Source organism: Nostoc sp. FACHB-152 (assembly GCF_014697475.1).
Taxonomy (GTDB): domain Bacteria; phylum Cyanobacteriota; class Cyanobacteriia; order Cyanobacteriales; family Nostocaceae; genus Nostoc_B.
Genome location: NZ_JACJRV010000002.1, coordinates 250,410 through 271,133, shown reverse-complemented (window position 1 = coordinate 271,133; position 20,724 = coordinate 250,410). Strand labels below are relative to the sequence as shown.

Here is a 20,724-nt window from a genome sequence, read left to right as displayed (position 1 = left end):
GCAAGAAAATCTAAATAGCACTGAAAAAGATAATATGGTATGGTACTCGTTTTGCTTTCCGAGGGTACTATTTCGTGCTATCTACACTACGTGCTGATTTCCGCATTATCTTTGAACGTGACCCAGCCGCCCGTAACTGGTTAGAAGTATTGGTTTGTTACCCTGGTTTGCAAGCCTTGCTTTTTCATCGGCTGGCGCACTGGCTACATCATCTTGGTTTGCCTTTTATTCCCCGTTTCATTTCCCACCTATCGCGGTTTTTGACGGGTATTGAAATTCACCCAGGCGCAACAATTGGGCAAGGCGTATTTATTGACCACGGGATGGGTGTAGTTATTGGTGAAACTGCGATCGTTGGGGATTATGCTTTGATTTATCAAGGTGTGACTTTAGGGGGTACTGGTAAACAAAGCGGTAAACGTCACCCTACAGTCGGTGAAAATGTTGTAGTCGGTGCTGGTGCAAAGGTACTGGGCAATATTCACATTGGTAATAACGTCCGCATTGGCGCGGGGTCAGTCGTTCTCAGAGATGTGCCTTCTGATTGTACTGTTGTGGGCATTCCTGGGCGGATTGTCTATCGTTCTGGAGTCAGGGTTGCGCCTCTTGAACACAACAACTTACCTGACTCAGAAGCCGAAGTCATTCGCGCTTTAGTCGATCGCATTGAAGCATTAGAACAACAAATTCAAACTATACAAAGCCGACAACCTGCTGCGAAAACACCTGTTTTAGTTGGTGCTTTTGCTGACAATGAACCAGAACCAAAACAAGAAGCTCCTTTATGTAGCCTCAGAGATAAAGCTATACAAGAATTTCTTGATGGTGCAGGTATTTAAACGCCTAAACCCCTTGCTTTAAAACATGATTTTTTGTATCACTGGAAAAGTCCTGTGTTTTTCAATACACAGAAGTTGGCAGAGAAAACTTACAATAGTGGTTTATGTCAATTCTAGAGTTAACTAAAAAGCTCCCCTGCCCCCCTGCTCCTCTGCTTCCCTAGCCCCTTCTTAAGGATTAACCTCCTCACAAAACCATTGTTGATTTTCATCAAGCTGATAAATGCTTCTATTTTGTGGTTCGCCCCGCAACTCTAAATGATCAACCTGCACGGGATCAAGTAATAGTAAGCAAAAGTTTGATACTGGTTGCAAAGGGTCGGGTGCTGGTGGTGTAAAAGCTTCTGGTGCTGCGTCCCTAGGTTTACCAGGATGAGGCCAAGCAAATTGTAACCTAGCCGCATCACTTAATTCTTGCCAAGTAGTGAGGCGGGCTGATTGTAGTACATCGTTATCACTATCTACCAAAGTCAAGCGGCCTGCAATACGAAACTGTTCGCGCGAGTTGGGGAAATACCAGCAGGCTTCCGCCCAATGTTGGGTTTTTATTTGGTCAATTTTATCGCTACGCGTATCAGTGATAAATTTTAGCTGATTGGTATCTTTGAGAAAGTCACGAAAGACAACAGTTCGATTAGCAGGACGATTATCTGCCCGGACTGTAGCCAATTGTAGGTAACGAGCGTATACAAGACTACGGTTGCGATGCAGAGCGCGAGCGATCGCACCTCGCCAAGGAGCAAGAGACATTGTGTGCGTTGCAATTGGTACAGCTACAGACCTAGCGCAAAGTGGAAAATTTTGCAATCTTTTATCCTCAACCTACTTGGCGTATAGTCGTAATCTGTTCAAAACCAACAAGACTTGATTATGGTTCGAGAGCTTGAAAAAAAACGTCAGGGTGCAACGTTTCCCGAAACCGCGCCAGCAGCGAATCCTGTATTTTTTAGGACTTATAGCCGCCGAACTGCGGCAGGTCTGAGAGAATCTTGGGATGAGGTGTGCGATCGCACCATCCAAGGCTTAATCGAATTAGGTAAACTTAGCCCTGAAGAAGTAGCCCTTCTAGAAAAGACACAACGCCAACTCAAAGCTTTACCTAGTGGCCGTTGGTTGTGGGTAGGAGGTACAGATTGGATCACCAAACCCAAGAATTTCTCCGGCGGATATAATTGCACCTCCACCAATCTCCAAGACTGGAAAGCCTTCGGTTTGATGATGGACTTGGCCATGATGGGCTGCGGCACAGGAACCATCATCGAACCACAGTATATTGATCAACTGCCTGCCATCCGTAATCACCTCAATGTCACTGTACAAGGCGAAATCGGCAGCACTCCGAAAAACTTACGTCGTGAATTTACACAAACCGATATAGAAGGCAACCGCGTTACCATTCATGTTGGCGATAGCCGGGAAGGTTGGGTTGCATCTTATCAAACCCTCTTAGAGCTTTCCACGGATGAAAGATTTACTGGTGAAGTAGAAGTATTTATTGATCTGAGCGATGTCCGTCAAGCTGGCGAAACCCTTAACGGTTTTGGCGGTGTTGCCAATCCTGTGAAATTACCGGGACTTTATCAGCGTTGTGCTGACATCTTAAACAAAGCTTTAGGCAGACAATTAAATTCTGTTGAATGCTGCTTATTAATTGATCAAGCTGCTGTAACAATTGTTGCAGGTAACATCCGGCGATCAGCTGGTATGCGTCAGTTTACTGCTGAAGATCAATTAGGAGCTACAGCCAAAGATAACCTCTGGCAGCAAGATGAAAACGGTAACTGGCGCATTGATCCTGAGCGTGATGCTTTACGGATGGCGAATCATACCAGAGTATTTCACCGCAAGCCAACCTTAGAAGAATCGATCGCAGCTGTTCAGAAACAATATTATAGTGGCGAAGGTGCGATTCAATGGGCTGGGGAAGCTGTAGCGAGAGCTAACATTGATTTGCTTTCTACCCAAGCATTGAAAAAAGAGTTTTTACAAGCTTACGAGCAAGGAAAAGCTAAAGATTGGTTACAACAACGCTATCCAGAAATTGATGCTAATGAATTAGAACATCGTTTAGCTCGTTTTGGTTTAAATCCGTGTGGTAAGTAATTTTGCCTCACGTTAAACACCGGGGAAAATCGGTGAACCCTGCGATTGGGAATACCGAGGTAATCAAAGGAACTAAAAAGCCTTAGATACTGTACAGACTAGAGAGTGAAACTTTTTAAGCCCGTGGTTTAAAAAGAATATAATCTAGGTTTTACCTCCGTTCTAAAAACGGCTCCACGAGTCTCCGGCTACTAAATTTTTAGTAGAAAATATAGTCGGATCTACGAGGAATAAAGAACTCGTAGAACTAGAGGATAAAGAGCCTCTGGGTTAACAAAAATGGAAATTATTGGTAGCAATTTTCACTGTAATCTTTCAGAGATTCATCTCAATCAAATTGACCCATTTAACTATAAAGAACAAGAGGAAGCTTTCACTGCTGGGGCGTTATCTGTAGCCACACTTTTGAATCATAAATTTTTAGAACCGCGCTATCAATACAGTCGAGAATTAGACCCAATTGTGGGAGTTTCTTTTACTGGTTTATTTGATTTCTTTGTCCATGCTTTTGGTGTGGACTGGTTGCGCTGGTGGGCAGAAGGTAGACCTGCAACTCCCCAAGGGTTAGCATTTAAGCACCAAGAAGAAAAATATCTCAGCTTTTGGAAAGAAGTAGTACATAAGGCAGTGTGGGATTATTGCGATCGCCATCATCTCAAACGTCCTAATCGTTGTACTACAGTCCAACCCAGTGGAACTAAATCTCTGTTATCTGGTGCTAGTTCTGGTTGGCATCCACCCAAAGCTCAAAGATTTATTCGCCGGATCACTTTCCGCAAAAATGACCCAGTAGCCTTAGCTTGTATTGACTATGGGTATCATGTCATTCCCTCCCAATCTGACAAGGATGAACAGGGAAATTTATTAAATGATCCCTTCGATCCCCGCGTCAGTGAATGGTTAGTAGAAATTCCTGTCGCCGTACCTTGGGCTGATTTACCTGGTGCTGATCAAATTGATGTTTCTAAGTTTTCTGTCTTAGCTCAATTTGATTTTGTTATGCAAGTTCAGCGTCATTACGTCACCCACAACACATCAGCTACCCTAGAACTACGTGCTGATGAAGTTGAACCTTTGGGAGCGCGAATTTACGAAGTCATCCAAAATGATGAGGGCTATATTTCCGCCGCACTGTTAGCACGATTTGACGATTTACAATCATTTCCCCGCTTGCCATTTGAGCCAATAGACAAAGCAACTTATGAGCGTTTATCTCAAGAAGTGCTAGCGCGACGCAAAACTGATGATTTCTGTGCTGTACTCAGTCGCTACGATTCCGGCGAGTTAACAGAAGCCGGCCCCAGTGGTTGCGATTCTGATAAGTGTATGTTCCCAGATCAACAACCAACTTCTTAATTAGGGAGTGGGGGTGGTGAGTGGGAGTAGTAGAAATTACCCTATTCCCTACTGCCTACTCCCTATTCCCCTTCCCTACGTTACGATTGATAAAAAAGTAATAATTTTTATGGCAGTGCCAGGAGATTTTTAATGTTTCTTGATGAATTATCACCCATCTTTAAAGAATTCATTCAGCACCCAGCCTCATTCTTAGGTGGCTTTGCCTCTGGTGTTCTGCGACTCAACCTTAAAGACGATCCCGTCAAAAGTTGGCTAGATCAACAGAGAGGCGTGACTAGCCTTACCACCACTACAACAACTGGAGGTGCTAACGGTAGAGCTACTGGCCCACAAAGCATTTCCATTGAGTAAATTTATTGCTAATTTCAATTCTCATTGCTAATTAAAACCTGCAACTTCTTTTCTCTTAGGTTAAGGGGAGTTGCAGGTAATTTTTTTGTGTTTTCTAGAAAATACCAGTATTTATAAATAGCTATTTTTAATCTTAAATCCTATTAAAAATAATCTAAATTAACAAAGTATCTTAACATAAAATCTCTATTTAAAAAAATATATAAGATTGGCTTATTTTATGTTATTGAGGATTGTAATATCCCATACTTTGAAAAATGTCACAATCAGTTATCATATGAGCGTAAGCGTAAGTTCAGCCGCATGGACAGTTTAGTTGAAGTTATGCCAGCACCACGACTGCTGCCCTACAACATTCGCCATCAATGAATCAGAAGCGACGATGCAAGATTTGCAGTTTGTTTAGATCTGTTTTCTCGCTGAACTAATCGCTGTTTGTTGAAAATTACGTGATCCACATGACTATTTACGTTGGTAATCTCTCCTACCGTGCTACTGAAGCAGATTTAAAAGCAGTCTTTGCAGACTACGGCGAGGTCAAAAGAGTAGTCTTGCCTACCGATCGTGAAACAGGGCGGATGCGAGGCTTTGCTTTTGTGGAAATGGAAGAAGACGCTCAAGAAGATGCAGCTATTACTGAGTTAGATGGTGCAGAATGGATGGGCCGTCAACTTAGAGTGAACAAAGCCAAACCGCGAGAAGACAACCGAAGAGATGATAACCGACGAGGTGACTGGGCGAAAAAACAAGAAATTTAAACAAGCTGGATGCTAATAATAACAAATTGTCTTCTAGTTACGCAAGAACTTTATTTGCTGGAGTTAACTAGAACTCATGGCAGCAGGCTTAATTAGTGAAAAACTGCTGTAAGTATTAAGCAATAATAACGACACCCGACTGGTTTTGAGTAAAAAACTGATCTCATGGCTAGTCGGTTTTTTCCGCATGGGTGTGATTTGGGTGCGTAATATCGTGTCCGGTGAAAGACTTGTCATTAAGACTGCAAGGGGGTAGGGGAGAAAGTTGTACTATTTCTGCACAGATGTATCAAATTACAACTGATTAGCCGGACATAATGTAAGTCCTATGTGCGTCTACGCTTCAAGACGCAACTTTACTTTTTTGCTTTGGAAAACTCAGCCAAAATTTATCCATTTCTTTAGTTTATCTAAAGTCATATCCAGGTTATCTAATTACCTTTCTAAGATAGAAGCAGCAGCTATCAGTTGCTACGGACTATTTTTTCAACCCAACTATTTAGCTAATCACTAGGGAGAAACAAACATGGCTCAAGCGCCAGAATCTCTGGAGTTGTCAATCGAGCATAATACGGACAAAGCTCTAGATCGCGATTGTACAACCTTATCTCGTCACGTACTCCAGCAACTTCAGAGCTTTGGGCCTGATGCCCAAGACTTAAGCGCACTGATGAATCGCATTGCCTTAGCAGGTAAATTAATTGCCCGTCGTCTTAGCCACGCAGGTTTAATGGAAGGCGTTCTCGGTTTTACTGGGGATGTGAATGTTCAAGGCGAGTCCGTCAAAAAGATGGATGTCTATGCCAACGATGTATTTATCTCGGTGTTTAAGCAAAGTGGCTTAGTTTGCCGCCTTGCTTCCGAAGAGATGGAAAACCCCTATTATATCCCTGAAAACTGCCCTATAGGTCGTTATACCTTGCTTTATGACCCAATAGATGGTTCTTCTAATACTGATACTAATCTCAGTTTGGGTTCAATTTTTGCCATTCGCCAACAAGAAGGTACTGATACGGATGGTTTAGCTACCGATTTATTAGCTAGTGGCCGCAAGCAAATTGCTGCCGGATACATCCTGTATGGGCCTAGCACCATGCTGGTTTATAGTATCGGTAAAGGGGTTCATTCTTTTGTTCTCGATCCTAGCCTAGGTGAGTTTATTCTGACCGAAGAAAATATCCGCATTCCTAACCACGGTTCTGTTTATAGTGTCAATGAAGGTAATTTCTGGCAGTGGGAAGAGTCAATTCGGGAATATGTTCGCTATGTTCACCGTACAGAGGGTTACACAGCTCGTTATAGCGGCGCGATGGTAAGTGATATTCATAGAATTTTAGTTCAAGGTGGTGTGTTCCTTTATCCAGGCACAATTCAAAAGCCAGAAGGTAAATTACGCTTGTTATATGAATCTGCTCCTCTAGCGTTTTTAATTGAACAAGCAGGCGGTCGCGCTACCACAGGATTAGTAGATATCTTAGATGTCGTGCCGAAAAAATTACACCAGCGCACACCTCTGATTATTGGTAGCAAAGAGTCAGTTGCTAAAGTTGAGTCTTTTATTCAAAACGGTCACTAGGTTTGGCAAAAAAATAGGCAAGGGAGAATCACTCTTGACTATTGACCAATGACCAATGACCAATGACTCAGTTAATCTTCACTTGGGATGAGGTCTGAGAAATATCGCTACTTACAACAAAAGAAGTAGAGATTATCTCAGCAGGTCGATGTAATAAGTGATGGGCAAAGCCACAATGCAAAAGTCACTATCACACTGATGGATTTGCCAAGTTCGCTTGGAAACATCATTAAACGGAGGAAGTATAGCTATGACCACTAATCATCTACAAGAGATTAAACAATATGGTCAAAGTATCTGGATGGATAATTTGACCCGTGACCTTATTCAATCGGGGGAACTCAAGAATTTAGTAGAAAATCAAGGAATCGCGGGAATTACCTCCAACCCAGCTATTTTTGAAAAGGCGATCGCCGGTAATGCAATTTATGATGCTGATATAGAAGCGGGAGTACGTGCGGGATTACCAATCGATAAAATTTACGAATCTTTAGTTTTTGCAGATATCCGCAATGCTTGTGATATTTTACGCCCCGTATATGAAGCCTCGAATGGACTTGATGGTTATGTGAGTATCGAAGTACCACCAACTATTGCTCATGATACTCAAGCCACCATCAACGAAGCCCGTCGCTATTACCAAGAAATTGGCCGGGAAAATGTCATGATTAAAATTCCTGGTACAGAATCCGGTTTACCCGCCGTAGAAGCAGTAATAGCTGATGGCATCAACGTTAATGTTACTTTGTTATTTTCTGTACAAAGCTACATAAATTCAGCTTGGGCTTATATTGGAGGTTTAGAAAAACGTGCAGCCGAGGGGAAAGACGTTAGCAAAATTGCTTCTGTAGCTAGCTTTTTCCTCAGTCGGATTGATAGCAACATTGACGGTAAAATCGATGCCAAATTGGCGCGTGGCGCGGATGATATTAACTTAGAAGCCAGACTGCGAGCCGTCAAAGGTAAAGTAGCGATCGCTAATGCCAAAATAGCTTATCAAGAATACAAGAAAATTATCAATGGCGAGCGTTGGCAAGCAATAGCCGCTAAAGGAGCAAAAGTTCAACGATTACTTTGGGCTAGTACCAGCACCAAAGACCCCCACTACAGCGATGTCATGTACGTCGATGAGTTAATTGGTCACGATACCGTTAACACCTTACCACCCTCGACAATAGCAGCTTGTGCCGACCACTGCGACGTAGGCGATCGTGTAGAAACAAACGTTGAAGAGGCTTATCAACTTATCGAAAGCTTGAAAGACCCTGACATCAATATTGATATTGATGCCGTAATGGATGAACTATTAGTTGAAGGTATTGATAAGTTCGTTCAACCTTTCAAGTCCTTGATGAACTCTTTAGAAAATAAAGTCAAGCTATTGTCACCTGTATAAGGACTAAGAAGTATGAAGTGTAAAGTCTGAAATTTCATACTTCATACTTCCCTCCTATCCAAACTTCCCAAACTAACATCCGAAATTGTTATGGTCAGTCTGCTAGAAAATCCCTTGCGCGTTGGCTTACAACAACAAGGGATGCCCGAACCCCAAATTATAGTTATCTTTGGCGCGTCTGGTGATTTAACCTGGCGTAAACTAGTTCCAGCATTATACAAACTACGGAAAGAACGGCGCATTCCCCCAGAAACTACCATTGTCGGTGTTGCGCGTCGGGAATGGAGTCATGAATACTTCCGTGAGCAAATGCGGAAAGGTATGGAGGAAGCACACGGTGGTGTTGACCCCGAAGAACTTTGGCAAGATTTTTCGCAAGGTTTGTTTTACTGTCCCGGTGACATAGACAACCCCGAAAGTTATCACAAACTAAAAGATCTACTGGGCGAATTAGACGAAAAACGGGGAACACGTGGCAACCGGATGTTCTACCTCTCCGTCGCTCCCAACTTCTTCCCCGAAGCCATCCGGCAATTAGGCGGAGCCGGAATGCTAGAAGACCCCTACAAGCATCGTTTGGTAATTGAAAAACCCTTCGGTCGAGACTTAGCTTCTGCCCAAAGCCTCAATGTTGTTGTACAGAAGTATTGTAAAGAAAACCAAGTCTACCGCATTGACCACTACTTAGGTAAAGAAACCGTACAGAACTTGCTCGTGTTTCGCTTTGCCAACGCGATTTTTGAACCATTGTGGAACCGTAGGTTTGTTGACCACGTACAAATTACCGTTGCGGAAACCGTAGGTGTAGAAGACCGGGCAGGTTACTACGAAAAAGCTGGCGCACTGCGGGATATGTTGCAAAATCACTTGATGCAACTGTACTGCTTGACAGCAATGGAAGCACCCAACTCAATGGATGCTAATAGTATCCGTACAGAAAAAGTTAAGGTGCTACAAGCTACTCGCTTGGCTGATGTTCATAATTTGTCTCGTGCAGCTATTCGTGGGCAATACAGTGCAGGTTGGATGAAAGGGCAACAAGTACCAGGGTATCGAGAAGAACCAGGAGTTGCACCTAACTCTAGTACACCTACTTATGTAGCGATGAAATTTTTGGTAGATAACTGGCGTTGGCAAGGTGTGCCTTTCTACCTCCGGACTGGCAAACGGATGCCGAAAAAAGTCAGCGAAATCTCCATCCATTTCCGCGAAGTTCCTTCAACTATGTTCCAGTCCGCCGCCCAACAGAGAAATGCCAACATTTTGGCAATGCGGATTCAACCTAATGAAGGAATTTCATTACGCTTTGATGTGAAAATGCCAGGGGCAGAATTCCGTACTCGTTCCGTAGATATGGATTTTAGCTACGGTTCTTTCGGTATCGAAGCCACCTCTGATGCCTACGATCGCCTATTTCTTGATTGTATGATGGGCGACCAAACATTGTTCACCAGGGCTGACGAAGTGGAAGCAGCTTGGCAAGTAGTTACCCCTGCCCTTTCTGTTTGGGACGCGCCCGCAGACCCAGCCACTATTCCTCAGTATGAAGCTGGCACTTGGGAACCCGCAGAAGCAGAACTGTTGATTAACCAAGATGGCCGTCGCTGGCGCAGACTTTAAAAGTATGAAAGCTGAAGGCTAAAGTATGAAAAAATTACAGCCTTCACACTTCATATTTCATATTTCACACTTCATACTTAAATAGCTATGACCCAAGCTCCTACCATATTTTCACTTCAAGCCCCTAAAGATGTTTCGCTTAATGAAATCGAAGCGGAATTGAATCAAATTTGGCAAAGTTATGGCATCACTGGTGAAGATGGCGCACTACCTGCTGCCACTCGTGCTACAACTTTTACCTTAGTGGTTTACGAACCCGAAGAAACTCAATATCTATTAGCATCTCTGGGATTTTATAACGGCCCCATTGATGGCATTTTAGGGCCGCAGACAGACACAGCCCTACGGGAAGCACAAAAGAAATATCAACTGCTAGAAACTGGCACTGCAACACCAGAAACTTTGGCGAAATTGCGAGAAGAATATGCTAAACGCCAAGGTAATGGAGTTGTCAACAGTAATGGTGCGTATAGCCTCAATACCACCAGCCCCACAATTGCTGATGAAATTGCTCTACGTAACCCTTGCCGCATTATTGCCCTGTGTCCGATCGCAGGTGAAGATGAAGGTGTAAAAGCCCAAGTTTCTGCTTACTGTCCCATCCAAAAGCAGACTTCCAGTACCCTTGTTTGTTGCGAATACATCACTCTCTCTGGTACGACCTCGGCTTTAGAAAGAGTTGGTGGGATGATTCCGGCACTATTAATTGGTGGTCTACCTAAGTTCTTGTGGTGGAAAGCAACTCCCGACCCCAACAACACATTATTTAAGCGATTGGCAGCAGTTTGCAACAACGTGATAGTTGATTCTTGCAACTTCAACGAGCCAGAAAATGATTTACTCAGCTTACAAGAGTTGATAGAAAACAGTGTACCTTTAGCTGACCTCAATTGGCGGCGTTTGGCTGCATGGCAAGAATTGACTGCGGAAGCTTACGACCCACCCCATCGTCGTGACGCACTCACAGAAATTGACCGTGTAATGCTTGATTATGAAAAAGGCAACTCTACCCAAGCACTTTTGTTTATTGGTTGGTTGGCCAGCCGCTTAGAATGGATGCCCATTTCCTACCAAAAGGAAAGCGATGATTACGATATCACTCGTATTCGCTTTGTTGCCCAAGACCAAAAACAAATCGAAGTCGAGTTAGCTGGCGTTCCCGTGGCTGATGTCGGCGATGTAGCGGGTGACTTAATTGCTTTGCGTCTGAGTTCCACTAATCCCAAGGCAGACTGTAGCACTGTAATTTGCACAGAAACTGGCGGTTGTATGCGGATGGAAACCCAAGGCGGCGCTCAGTCTGCTGGTTTGTACCAACAAGTAAGTTCACTGTCAGAACAAAAAGCGGAAGCACTGCTGAGTCAGCAAGTACAACGTTGGGGACGCGAAACTCTGTTTGAAGATAGCTTAGGAGTTATCGCTCAAACTCTGAAATTGGCAGCGAAGAGTTAGATTCAACTGAGTCAATTTTTCAAAAAAGCCTCCCTATTGTGGAAATTGGGAGGTTTTTTGCGTTCATTATACTACTTCATTGATGCTTTCTATTTTTATATAAATAAGTCGGTGAGAAAAAACTAACTATGTTACGAAAGATTAACTAAGCTCAAAGCTTCTTCCCTCCTGCCTTCTGCCTCCTGCCTTATCCTGACGGTAAATATTCACAACGACCTACTTAAATTACGTGTTTCTGCGTATGATATTATCTGCCATAGATTTTGAAGAAAATCAGTTTTGAATAGAGGCTAGTAATTAACAAGAATCTATTACTAAATATTTAAGACAGCCTCTATTTTGAAAAATTACCAATGATAAAACAGCTAATAAGCAGCTATGAACATAACAAGCATGAAGAATTTATCCCTGGCTTCTTTGGTAACAACAATAGTTAGTTTAGGAATGAGTGGTGTAGTTCAGGCTGCAACTTTTAGAAGTGTTTCACAAGCAGTAGGACAAGGTACTGTTAGTGCTTATGTGAATGTGGATGATAATAATAAGCCTTCAGAAATTGGACTTACTATATCTGAAGATGCTCTGTTAGGTTTACCAACAGAGAACATTGAGTACGAATTTTCTTTACCAGGACAGGCTTCTGAGACTGCCATTAACCATATTGGTTTCGGCTGGAACCCCCAAGGACATGGGCCAACAGGAATATACAACGTTCCTCATTTCGACTTTCACTTTTACACCATCACACCTGAACAAAGAGAAGAGATTACCGTCACAGGTGCAAATGAAGCTATAGTTTATAAAACTCCTGCACCAGAAATTGTCCCAGAAGATTATGTTCTTGCACCAGGTAGTGGAGAAGAAGGACAAGGCGCACATTGGATTTATCCTGGTTCAGATGAATTCCAAGGGAAGGGTTTTAGTAAAACTTTTATCTACGGTTTTTATGACGGAAAATATTCCTTTTTAGAACCGATGATTACAAAAGCATTTTTGGAAAGTAAACAAAGTTTTACTGAAAATCTCAAACTACCGCAGTCGTATCCAACAGATGCTTATTACCCAACCAATTATAATATTTCATTCAATGAAAATACTCGTGAGTATACAGTTTCTTTGGGTGGGCTGACTCCAAGAGGTTTAGCAAATATTCCTGAACCAACTGCTACATTAGGTATTTTATGGTTTGGTGTGATTGGTGCAGGTTATTTACTCAAAAGAAAGTGTGTAGTTTAACTTTCACCACATAACTAAAGATAGATTTTGGCGATCGCCTCTATAATTCCTGGGTTTACACGCACCTAATGAACGGTGCTGAACAAGGTATGGAGTAGCTTCAGGAAAAATGCGATCGCTTTCACTATTCCTTCCTACACAGCGTATTTTCACGGTGACGGTATACTAATCTTTTAAGATTTAAGCTAGTCACAACCTCTTAACCTTCTTATGGCTTTAGTAATTGCAGGAGAACGTAGTGGGGTGGGTAAGACAACAGTTACACTCACCCTTTTAGCATCTTTATGTCGTCGTGGTGGTAAGGTGCAATCTTTTAAGGTAGGGCCAGACTACATTGACCCAATGTTTCATCAGTATGTCACAGGTCGTGCTTGTCGTAACTTAGACCCAGTGTTGACTTCGGAAGCTTACGTTCAGAAATGTTTTGCTAATCACAGCCAAGCTAGTGAATATGCTTTGGTGGAAGGGGTGATGGGGTTGTTTGATGGTGTAATGGGAAGTGGAGAGTGGGGAGTAGGGAGTGGGAAAGAATTTCCTCAATACCCATTTACTTTTGCTAGTACGGCGCATATTGCGCGGTTACTGGATTTACCTGTAGTCTTGGTAATTGATTGCAGTCGCTTGTCGGGTTCTGTGGCTGCGATCGCTCACGGTTATTGTTCGTTTGACCCTAGAATCAAAATAGCTGGTTTAGTCCTCAATCGCGTTGGAAGCGATCGCCATCTCTCGTTACTCAAAGATTCTTTAAAATCTCTACAATTACCTATTCTTGGTGTATTGCGTCGTCAAGATGATATCACAATTCCTGACCGTCATCTGGGTTTAGTCCCCACAGCAGAACTCAGCGAATTAGATGCGGTGATAGAACGCTTGGCTGATTTAGGGGATACTTGCTTCGATTGGCAACGTTTATTACCTTTGTTGAAGAATGGGGATAATAGGGAAAATCAGGTCTTATCTGCTATAACTTCTCCTGTAGTGAGGATTGCAGTTGCACGCGATCGCGCTTTTAATTTTTATTACCAAGACAATCTTGATTTATTGCAACAATTAGGTGCAGAGTTAGTTTTCTGGAGTCCACTAGAGGATGATTTACCCCAAGGTGTGCAAGGAATATATTTTGGTGGTGGCTTTCCCGAAGTTTTTGCCCAAAAATTAGCAACAAATAGCACCGCCCGTGAATCAGTAAAAACAGCGATTTTGCAAGGTATGGCGACAATTGCTGAGTGTGGTGGCTTAATGTATTTGTGTGAAAAAATTATCGATTTTGCTGGTAATTCTTACCCAATGGTGGGAGTAATACCAACCTCTGCTTACATGGATAAACGTTTAACTTTAGGTTATCGTCGAGCAGTAGCTTTACAAGATAGTCTGTTAGTAGACGCAGGTACAACTGTTTACGGACATGAGTTTCATCGTTCCAGCTTAGAATTAAATTCCTATCAGCCTTTGTTTGAAACTTATCGCTATGATTGCGAAGAAAACATGGGATATGAAGGATGGAATATACCTGTTAATATTCATGCTTCTTATGTGCATTTACATTGGGGGGCGAGTGTCGAAATTCCCCAGCGATTTATTCAGCAATGTCAAAAAAATTGCTGAGATTTTAACCAATATCTCATTCCTCTGCGTAAGGGAGAACCAGAACCATTGTTAGAATTACAACCTTTATTAAATCGGGTGTATGACTGTGCTAGGTTGGAACTGGCTATTAACTACACTCAACCTTGTATTCCTAAGTTATCTCCAGAAGATGAAACTTGGCTGCAAAGTTTGATCAATTAAATTATGATTTTATGAATGATTCACGTCGATACTGTCATTCAATTTACGAATTAGACGCGATAGTTCACGAATAATATTGACAGCTATTTCAGGAGTTTCTTCAATAGCATCATAGAGTTGTTCTTGGGTCAATTCTAGACATTCACAAGGTTCTAGGGTGGTGGCGGTAGCAGAACGGGTTTGAGTATCAAATACTGCCATTTCACCAAAGTATTTACCCTGTTCAACTTCTGCCAAAAGTTTATTGCCAATATGAACTTTAACTCTACCTGATACCACAATGTAAAGCGATCGCCCTTCTTCACCCTGTCTAAAAATGGTATAGTTAGCCGGAAATGACAACTCATGCATCACTGAAGTCAGGCGCACAATAAAATCATCCCGTAATTCCTTAAAAATCGGGACTCGTCGCACAAATAACAAACGGTCAACACTACTGAGCATAATTTAGAGTTAAGTCTCACACCTTAAAAATATCAGGCAATTTTGGTATCTTGAGTATGCGATCGCCATATTAACCGATAAAGATTATAACTAAGTAACTAATTCTCCAAATAAATACTCTGCGCCTAACTTTGCGTAACTCTGCGTTTAAATTATGAAAATCAGAACAGCTACTCCCGATGATGTATCGCTAATTTTCTCATTTATCCAGAAAAAAGCAGAGTTTGATCGCAACATTGGTGCTTTCACTGGCGAATTGCAAGTATCAGAAGGAAAAATACACAAAACCCTGTTTGGCGCAATTCCTTTTGCTTACGTTTTGTTCGCCGAAACTTCCCTGTGTGAGGTTGGGTTTGCTTTATATGGATTTCGCTACTCATCCTTTGCAGGACAACCTAGCATTTGGCTTGATGATTTGTATGTCGATGCAGAAATGAGAAGTCAAGGCGCAGGAATCGCATTAATGATGCGACTAGCTCAAATTGCTGCTGAAAATGATTGTACTCACCTAGCTTGGAATGCTGATGCGCGCAATATTCGGGGACTAAACTTTTACCATCGTCTGGGTGCAGAAATCACACAACAGGAAGGTAATCGTTGTTTTTTAAGATGGGTTCCGAATGATTTAGGTGACAGGTAACAGGTTACAGGTGACAGATGATAAGTAAAATTCTTCCCTGTTCCCTATTCCCTGCTGTAAGATGTCCTGTGCAGATAGGTTAGCTACCGAAAGATGTTAAAAAAATGGTGCTGGCGAATCATAATAGTCCTCCTAGGGCTGTGGTTCTTGTTCGATTTAGGTTCCCGTCTAGGAGCGGAAATTTTTTGGTTCCAAGAAGTCGGCTATCTGCAAGTATTCTTATTGAGGGTGGTAACTAAGGTTGCTTTATGGTTGGTAGTAACTGGTATCAGTGCAGCCTACTTGTTTGGCAATTTATTTTTAGCCCAACGGCTGAAATATTCTCCCACTTTGAAAACAGAAGAAATTGTTTTTGAAGAAGGAGGGCTGAAGGCTGAACTAAAAAACTTCCTCAGTCCTCAATATGCAAAAATTCACGATCGCCACATCACTTATACACACACCCTGCCTTTAAATTTGCGGTGGTTACTAACTCTAGTTTTGATATTGAGCTTGTTGGTAGGGTTAATGCTGGCTCACTACGGTCAGATTGCTGTGGTATATTGGCAAGCTTCTGTCAAAAAAGTTGAGCTACCTGTTTTGTCTGTATTCCGGCTAGAAACAATTTGGCAGTTAGGAACGCAGATTTCTAGTCAAGTTTTATCTATTGGCTTGGTTGCAGGAGTAGCGATCGCTATTTTAATTTATCCCCGACTTTTACTGACAGCGATCGCCTGTGTATTCAGTCTCCTATTTGGTTGGATAGTTGCCCATAACTGGGCAAAAGTCCTGCAATATTTTCATCCTACTGCTTTTAACTATTCTGAGCCTTTATTTGGACATGATATTAGCTTCTATATCTTTTCTCTACCAGCCTGGGAATTACTCGAACTCTGGTTGATGGGTTTATTTCTATTTGGTTTTGTAGCCGTTAGCCTTACTTACCTACTCTCAGCAGACAGCTTAAGCCAAGGGATTTTTCTAGGGTTTTCCTCCCAGCAGCAGCGTCATTTGTATGGTATGGGTGGCTTATTGATGTTGTTGGTAGCCTTGAGTTATTGGCTGAGTTGTTATGAGTTAGTGTATTCCAGACAGGGCGTGAGTTATGGTGCTAGTTATAGCGATGTCAATGCTCAGTTACCAGCCTACACCGTTTTGTGTGTTCTGGCAGTTGCGATCGCCTTTTACCTCCTATGGCGCACAGTTTTTTGGCGATTTACATCTCGTTATCGTTACTTGGTAGTTTATGGCTTAGGCATTTATTTGGTAGTTGGTGTGGCTGCTGGCGTAGTCTTACCAACTGTAGTGCAATATTTAATCGTCTTGCCTAACGAATTACAGCGAGAAGAACCTTACATTCAACGTACTATTGCCTTAACTCGCCAAGCATTTGATTTAGAGATTATTGATGCTAGAACCTTTAACCCTCAAGGAACTTTAACTGAAGCTGATATCCAAGCTAATGCCTTGACAATTCGGAATATTCGTCTGTGGGATCAGCGACCCCTATTAGATACTAACCGCCAATTGCAACAAATCCGCCCCTACTACCGCTTTCCTGATGCTGATATTGATCGGTATACTCTAGCAACTGATGCAACTTCAGACAGATCAATAGCACCTGAAGCAACATCAACCTCAGCAGAAAAACGACAAGTATTAATTGCTGCAAGGGAATTAGACTATACTGCTGTACCGCAGCAGGCGCAGACATGGGTAAACCAGCATCTAATTTATACACATGGCTACGGATTCACAGTTAGTCCTGTGAATACAGTCGGGCCGGGTGGATTACCAGAATACTTTGTCAAAGATATTGCTAGTAATGAAGATAGCGCACTTACAACCTCTAGTGAAGGTATTCGGAACAGCATTCCAATTGGACTACCGCGAATTTATTACGGTGAGATTACGAATACATATGTAATGACTGGCACCAGAGCCAGGGAATTAGATTATCCCAGTGGCAGCGATAATGCTTACAACATCTATGATGGGCTAGGTGGCGTTTCGATTGGAACTGGGTGGCGACGCTGGTTATTTGCCATGTATTTGAAAGATTGGCAAATGCTGTTCACCCGCGACTTTTTGCCTGATACAAAAGTGTTGTTTCGACGCAATATCAATCAACGGATTCGAGCGATCGCACCTTTTCTGAAATTTGATAGTGACCCTTATCTAGTCGCTGCCGATGCTAACTCTGATTTTCCCAGGATCAAAAATAATTTGTACTGGATTATTGATGCTTATACTACCAGCGATCGCTATCCTTATTCTGACCCTGGCAAAAATAGCATTAATTACATTCGCAACTCCGTCAAAGTAGTGATTGATGCTTACAACGGCACTGTTAATTTTTATATTGCTGACCCCAAAGATCCAATCATTAATACATGGGCCAGCATCCTTCCTCAGATGTTTAAGCCCCTGAGTGCGATGCCAGCCACTCTCCGCAGTCATGTCCGCTACCCGGTTGACTTTTTCCAAATCCAAGCCGAGCAGTTGATAACTTATCACATGACTGACCCCCAAGTATTTTACAACCGGGAAGACCAGTGGCAAATCCCCAACGAAATCTATGGCAACCAAGCGCGCCCAGTCGAAGCATATTATTTAATCACCAGCTTACCTACCGTACCTTTTGAAGAATTTCTTTTACTGTTACCTTACACCCCCAGGCAACGCACAAATTTAATTGCTTGGTTAGCAGCGCGATCGGATGGTGACAATTACGGTAAGCTCATGTTATATATATTTCCTAAAGAACGCCTCGTTTACGGGACAGAACAAATTGAGGCACGCATTAACCAAGACCCAGTAATTTCGCAGCAAATTTCTTTATGGAACCGCCAGGGGTCTAGGGCAATTCAAGGCAATTTATTAGTCATTCCCATCGAGCAATCTTTATTGTATGTTGAGCCTATTTACTTAGAAGCCACACAAAACAGTTTGCCCACCTTAGTGCGGGTAGTTGTGGCTTATGAAAACCGTATTGTGATGGCGCAAACTCTAGAACAAGCATTACAAGGCATCTTCCAACCAAAAATTACACCCACACCGCCTATTGTGCGTCCTTTTGAAGATGCAACCGCACCTAGTCAGTGATAAGAAAGGGCGTAGAAGTGATAAGTAAGAAAGATAAATCATACATGACAAAGGACAAATGACCATTGACCATTTATGCACATTACCTACTCACGAGTTATCCACCTTAGCCATGTCATTGACAGAAATATCCCTCAATGGCCAGGCGACCCGCCAGTAGAATTTACGACTGTTGCCGAAATTCCTGATGATGGTTATTATTTGCGGCGTTTTTCTTTGGGGGAACATAGCGCGACTCATATTAATGCCGCCAATAGTTTTTTCGCTGATGGTGCAAGTATAGACAAATACTCTGCTGAATCGTTGATTGTGCCGACGGTTGTTATCGATATCTGCATAGCCGCAGCTAAAAATTCTGATTACGCTTTAACTATTGCCGATATTTTGGCTTGGGAAGCAGAACATGGCGAAATCGCCAGCGGTAGTCTAGTGTTACTTTACACTGGCTGGCAACACAAGTGGGGAGATAGACGCGCATTCTTTAACCAGGATAGTCAAGGGATGATGCACTTTCCAGGGTTTAGCAGCGATGCTACGCAGTTTTTACTCAACCAACGGCAAATTGTCGGCGTGGGAATTGATACTCATGGAGTAGACCCTGGACATGATAGTAGTTTTGCTACTAACCGTCTGGTATTGGCACAGTCTGGTATTGTCCTAGAAAATCTCTCCAATTTAGACCAACTACCACCCAAGGGTACTACATTAGCGATCGCACCTCTAAGACTACGTGGTGGTTCTGGTTCTCCTGTGGGCGTGTTGGCTTTTGTGCCTTAACTTTTATAATTCCTAACCCCTAGCCCCTATTTTCAAAAATCTCTTGCTTACCTAAGTAGGATATGCAATACTCTTATCCAAGATAAAATACGGTAATTCGATAGAGATACCGCTTTTAATAAGGATAGGATTCATGCAGCTACTATGGTTCATCCCTACCCACGGCGATGGGCGTTACTTAGGAACAGCCACAGGCGGCAGGTCTGTTAGCTTTCCATACTTTCGACAAATTGCACAGGCAGTGGATGACCTGGGTTATACAGGGGCTTTGTTACCAACGGGTAAGTCTTGCGAAGATGCCTGGGTTGTGGCATCAACTTTAGTATCTTTAACCCAACGGATGCGTTTTTTAGTGGCGATACGTCCGGGGTTGATGTCGCCAACTTTAGCCGCAAGAATGGCGGCGACTTTTGACCGCCTTTCTGGGGGCAGGTTGTTGATTAATGTTGTGACTGGTGGCGATCCTGTGGAAGCGGCCGGAGATGGCTTGCATTTGAGCCATGATGCGCGTTATGAATTAACAGATGAATTTTTGACGGTATGGCGATCGCTTGTCAATAGCGAAACAGTTAACCTCAAAGGTGACTACCTAGATATTCAAGATGGCAAAATTCTGTTTCCACCTGTGCAGAAACCCTATCCGCCATTGTGGTTTGGTGGTTCCTCGGCTATTGCCCAAAAAATCGCCGCCAAGCACGTCGATGTTTACTTAACTTGGGGTGAACCTCCCGCGCAAGTTGCCGAGAAGATTGCCGCAGTTCGCAGACTTGCAAAGATTGAAGGTAGAAGTTTGCGGTTTGGCATTCGTCTGCACGTAATTGTGCGCGAAACCGAGAGTGAAGCTTGGGACGCAGCCAATCAATTGATTCGCTATGTAGATGATGAAGCCATTTCCAAAGCCCAAACAGTTTATGCGAGGATGGATTCTGAAGGGCAACGCCGCATGAGTCAGTTACACAAAGGCAGTCGGGAAGCTTTAGAAATTAGTCCGAATTTGTGGGCTGGTGTGGGATTAGTCCGGGGTGGTGCAGGTACAGCTTTAGTAGGCGATCCCGATACAGTCGCCGCCAGAATGTTGGAATATGCAGACTTGGGTATTGATACTTTTATTCTTTCCGGCTATCCGCATTTAGAAGAAGCCTATCGCGTTGCTGAATTATTATTTGGGCGTTTACCGTTAGAGAACTTGCCCAAAGTCGAGGAACAACACGTCTTAAGTCCCTTTGGCGAGATTGTCGCTAATGAAGAATTCCTTAAGCAGCAGCGTCAGCCAAAAGCTGCGTCCATATCCTAATGAATAAAGG

The 20,724-nt window shown here is 42.8% G+C and carries 18 protein-coding genes and 2 pseudogenes; 16 read left to right on the top strand and 4 right to left on the bottom strand.

From position 1 onward, the window contains the following. Window positions 1–74 precede the first annotated feature (74 nt). Window positions 75–839, top strand: a complete 765-nt coding sequence (gene cysE / locus H6G76_RS03280; protein WP_190695270.1) for a serine O-acetyltransferase — start codon at window positions 75–77, stop codon at window positions 837–839. Window positions 840–1,010: 171 nt separating this feature from the next. Here cysE and H6G76_RS03275 read toward each other — a convergent pair whose 3' ends face one another. After that, window positions 1,011–1,589 carry an Npun_F5749 family FMN-dependent PPOX-type flavoprotein gene (locus H6G76_RS03275; protein WP_190695267.1) on the bottom strand — a complete coding sequence of 193 codons (579 nt, stop codon included), beginning with the start codon at window positions 1,587–1,589 and terminating at the stop codon, window positions 1,011–1,013. A 120-nt stretch (window positions 1,590–1,709) separates the two neighbouring features. Between H6G76_RS03275 and nrdJ (H6G76_RS03270) the strand changes: the two are divergent. The 4 genes and pseudogenes from nrdJ (H6G76_RS03270) to H6G76_RS03255 form a co-directional block, all read left to right on the top strand. Further along, a pseudogene (nrdJ, locus tag H6G76_RS03270) lies at window positions 1,710–2,939 on the top strand (ribonucleoside-triphosphate reductase, adenosylcobalamin-dependent); the annotation flags it as partial. Window positions 2,940–3,224: 285 nt separating this feature from the next. Beyond that, a pseudogene (gene nrdJ / locus H6G76_RS03265) lies at window positions 3,225–4,298 on the top strand (ribonucleoside-triphosphate reductase, adenosylcobalamin-dependent); the annotation flags it as partial. A gap of 132 nt (window positions 4,299–4,430) precedes the next feature. Beyond that, window positions 4,431–4,652: a hypothetical protein gene (locus H6G76_RS03260; protein WP_190695264.1), complete on the top strand. Its 222-nt coding sequence runs from the start codon at window positions 4,431–4,433 to the stop codon at window positions 4,650–4,652. A 458-nt stretch (window positions 4,653–5,110) separates the two neighbouring features. Then, window positions 5,111–5,410 (top strand): RNA-binding protein, encoded by a 300-nt coding sequence (locus tag H6G76_RS03255; protein ID WP_190695262.1) that lies wholly within the window; start codon window positions 5,111–5,113, stop codon window positions 5,408–5,410. Window positions 5,411–5,473: 63 nt separating this feature from the next. Here the strand turns inward: H6G76_RS03255 and H6G76_RS03250 are convergent, their stop codons facing one another. Then, on the bottom strand, window positions 5,474–5,647 hold the full coding sequence (locus tag H6G76_RS03250; RefSeq protein WP_190695258.1) for a hypothetical protein: 174 nt from the start codon (window positions 5,645–5,647) through the stop codon (window positions 5,474–5,476). Window positions 5,648–5,936: 289 nt separating this feature from the next. On the opposite strand from H6G76_RS03250, the gene fbp reads away from it, so the two are divergent. From fbp to H6G76_RS03225, 5 genes are all read left to right on the top strand, one after another. Next, complete coding sequence (gene fbp / locus H6G76_RS03245) at window positions 5,937–6,986, top strand: class 1 fructose-bisphosphatase (RefSeq protein WP_190695255.1); 1,050 nt, start codon at window positions 5,937–5,939, stop codon at window positions 6,984–6,986. A gap of 250 nt (window positions 6,987–7,236) precedes the next feature. Continuing rightward, the gene (gene tal, locus H6G76_RS03240; RefSeq protein WP_190695252.1) at window positions 7,237–8,382 is read left to right on the top strand and encodes a transaldolase; all 1,146 of its coding nucleotides are present in this window, start codon (window positions 7,237–7,239) and stop codon (window positions 8,380–8,382) included. 90 nt (window positions 8,383–8,472) lie between these two features. Beyond that, window positions 8,473–10,002, top strand: coding sequence for a glucose-6-phosphate dehydrogenase (gene zwf / locus H6G76_RS03235; RefSeq protein WP_190695249.1), 1,530 nt, complete (start codon window positions 8,473–8,475; stop codon window positions 10,000–10,002). An 87-nt stretch (window positions 10,003–10,089) separates the two neighbouring features. Next, window positions 10,090–11,454: a glucose-6-phosphate dehydrogenase assembly protein OpcA gene (gene opcA / locus H6G76_RS03230; protein WP_190695247.1), complete on the top strand. Its 1,365-nt coding sequence runs from the start codon at window positions 10,090–10,092 to the stop codon at window positions 11,452–11,454. A gap of 378 nt (window positions 11,455–11,832) precedes the next feature. After that, entirely contained in the window at window positions 11,833–12,687 is an 855-nt protein-coding gene (locus tag H6G76_RS03225) for a DUF5602 domain-containing protein (RefSeq protein WP_190695245.1), read from the top strand. 3 nt (window positions 12,688–12,690) lie between these two features. Here the strand turns inward: H6G76_RS03225 and H6G76_RS03220 are convergent, their stop codons facing one another. Then, complete coding sequence (locus H6G76_RS03220; protein WP_190695243.1) at window positions 12,691–12,840, bottom strand: hypothetical protein; 150 nt, start codon at window positions 12,838–12,840, stop codon at window positions 12,691–12,693. Window positions 12,841–12,897: 57 nt separating this feature from the next. Here H6G76_RS03220 and H6G76_RS03215 point away from each other — a divergent pair, with 57 nt between their 5' ends. Together H6G76_RS03215 and H6G76_RS03210 are read left to right on the top strand one after the other, a co-directional pair. Beyond that, window positions 12,898–14,292, top strand: a complete 1,395-nt coding sequence (locus tag H6G76_RS03215; protein WP_190695241.1) for a cobyrinate a,c-diamide synthase — start codon at window positions 12,898–12,900, stop codon at window positions 14,290–14,292. A gap of 18 nt (window positions 14,293–14,310) precedes the next feature. Further along, the gene (locus tag H6G76_RS03210) at window positions 14,311–14,475 is read left to right on the top strand and encodes a DUF4058 family protein (RefSeq protein ID WP_190695588.1); all 165 of its coding nucleotides are present in this window, start codon (window positions 14,311–14,313) and stop codon (window positions 14,473–14,475) included. Between the two features lie 9 nt (window positions 14,476–14,484). Here H6G76_RS03210 and H6G76_RS03205 read toward each other — a convergent pair whose 3' ends face one another. Next, window positions 14,485–14,919 carry a cyclic nucleotide-binding domain-containing protein gene (locus H6G76_RS03205; protein WP_190695239.1) on the bottom strand — a complete coding sequence of 145 codons (435 nt, stop codon included), beginning with the start codon at window positions 14,917–14,919 and terminating at the stop codon, window positions 14,485–14,487. Window positions 14,920–15,073: 154 nt separating this feature from the next. Between H6G76_RS03205 and H6G76_RS03200 the strand changes: the two genes are divergently transcribed. The 4 genes from H6G76_RS03200 to ssuD all read left to right on the top strand — a co-directional run bounded on the left by H6G76_RS03200 (window position 15,074) and on the right by ssuD (window position 20,714). Further along, complete coding sequence (locus H6G76_RS03200; protein WP_190695236.1) at window positions 15,074–15,559, top strand: GNAT family N-acetyltransferase; 486 nt, start codon at window positions 15,074–15,076, stop codon at window positions 15,557–15,559. Window positions 15,560–15,652: 93 nt separating this feature from the next. Beyond that, window positions 15,653–18,643 carry a UPF0182 family protein gene (locus H6G76_RS03195; RefSeq protein ID WP_190695235.1) on the top strand — a complete coding sequence of 997 codons (2,991 nt, stop codon included), beginning with the start codon at window positions 15,653–15,655 and terminating at the stop codon, window positions 18,641–18,643. Between the two features lie 75 nt (window positions 18,644–18,718). After that, entirely contained in the window at window positions 18,719–19,420 is a 702-nt protein-coding gene (locus H6G76_RS03190; RefSeq protein ID WP_190695233.1) for a cyclase family protein, read from the top strand. A gap of 133 nt (window positions 19,421–19,553) precedes the next feature. Then, window positions 19,554–20,714, top strand: coding sequence for an FMNH2-dependent alkanesulfonate monooxygenase (ssuD, locus tag H6G76_RS03185; RefSeq protein ID WP_190695230.1), 1,161 nt, complete (start codon window positions 19,554–19,556; stop codon window positions 20,712–20,714). Window positions 20,715–20,724: the final 10 nt, after the last annotated feature.

Bases quoted from the DNA above. Each gene is read 5' to 3' on its own strand.
- H6G76_RS03200 (WP_190695236.1), top strand. From the start codon at position 15,074: ATGAAAATCAGAACAGCTACTCCCGATGATGTATCGCTAATTTTCTCA.
- H6G76_RS03225 (WP_190695245.1), top strand. From the start codon at position 11,833: ATGAACATAACAAGCATGAAGAATTTATCCCTGGCTTCTTTGGTAACA.
- ssuD (WP_190695230.1), top strand. From the start codon at position 19,554: ATGCAGCTACTATGGTTCATCCCTACCCACGGCGATGGGCGTTACTTA.
- H6G76_RS03205 (WP_190695239.1), bottom strand. From the start codon at position 14,919: ATGCTCAGTAGTGTTGACCGTTTGTTATTTGTGCGACGAGTCCCGATT.
- fbp (WP_190695255.1), top strand. From the start codon at position 5,937: ATGGCTCAAGCGCCAGAATCTCTGGAGTTGTCAATCGAGCATAATACG.
- H6G76_RS03195 (WP_190695235.1), top strand. From the start codon at position 15,653: ATGTTAAAAAAATGGTGCTGGCGAATCATAATAGTCCTCCTAGGGCTG.
- H6G76_RS03250 (WP_190695258.1), bottom strand. From the start codon at position 5,647: ATGACAAGTCTTTCACCGGACACGATATTACGCACCCAAATCACACCC.
- opcA (WP_190695247.1), top strand. From the start codon at position 10,090: ATGACCCAAGCTCCTACCATATTTTCACTTCAAGCCCCTAAAGATGTT.
- tal (WP_190695252.1), top strand. From the start codon at position 7,237: ATGACCACTAATCATCTACAAGAGATTAAACAATATGGTCAAAGTATC.
- H6G76_RS03255 (WP_190695262.1), top strand. From the start codon at position 5,111: ATGACTATTTACGTTGGTAATCTCTCCTACCGTGCTACTGAAGCAGAT.
- H6G76_RS03260 (WP_190695264.1), top strand. From the start codon at position 4,431: ATGTTTCTTGATGAATTATCACCCATCTTTAAAGAATTCATTCAGCAC.
- H6G76_RS03190 (WP_190695233.1), top strand. From the start codon at position 18,719: ATGCACATTACCTACTCACGAGTTATCCACCTTAGCCATGTCATTGAC.
- zwf (WP_190695249.1), top strand. From the start codon at position 8,473: ATGGTCAGTCTGCTAGAAAATCCCTTGCGCGTTGGCTTACAACAACAA.
- H6G76_RS03275 (WP_190695267.1), bottom strand. From the start codon at position 1,589: ATGTCTCTTGCTCCTTGGCGAGGTGCGATCGCTCGCGCTCTGCATCGC.
- H6G76_RS03215 (WP_190695241.1), top strand. From the start codon at position 12,898: ATGGCTTTAGTAATTGCAGGAGAACGTAGTGGGGTGGGTAAGACAACA.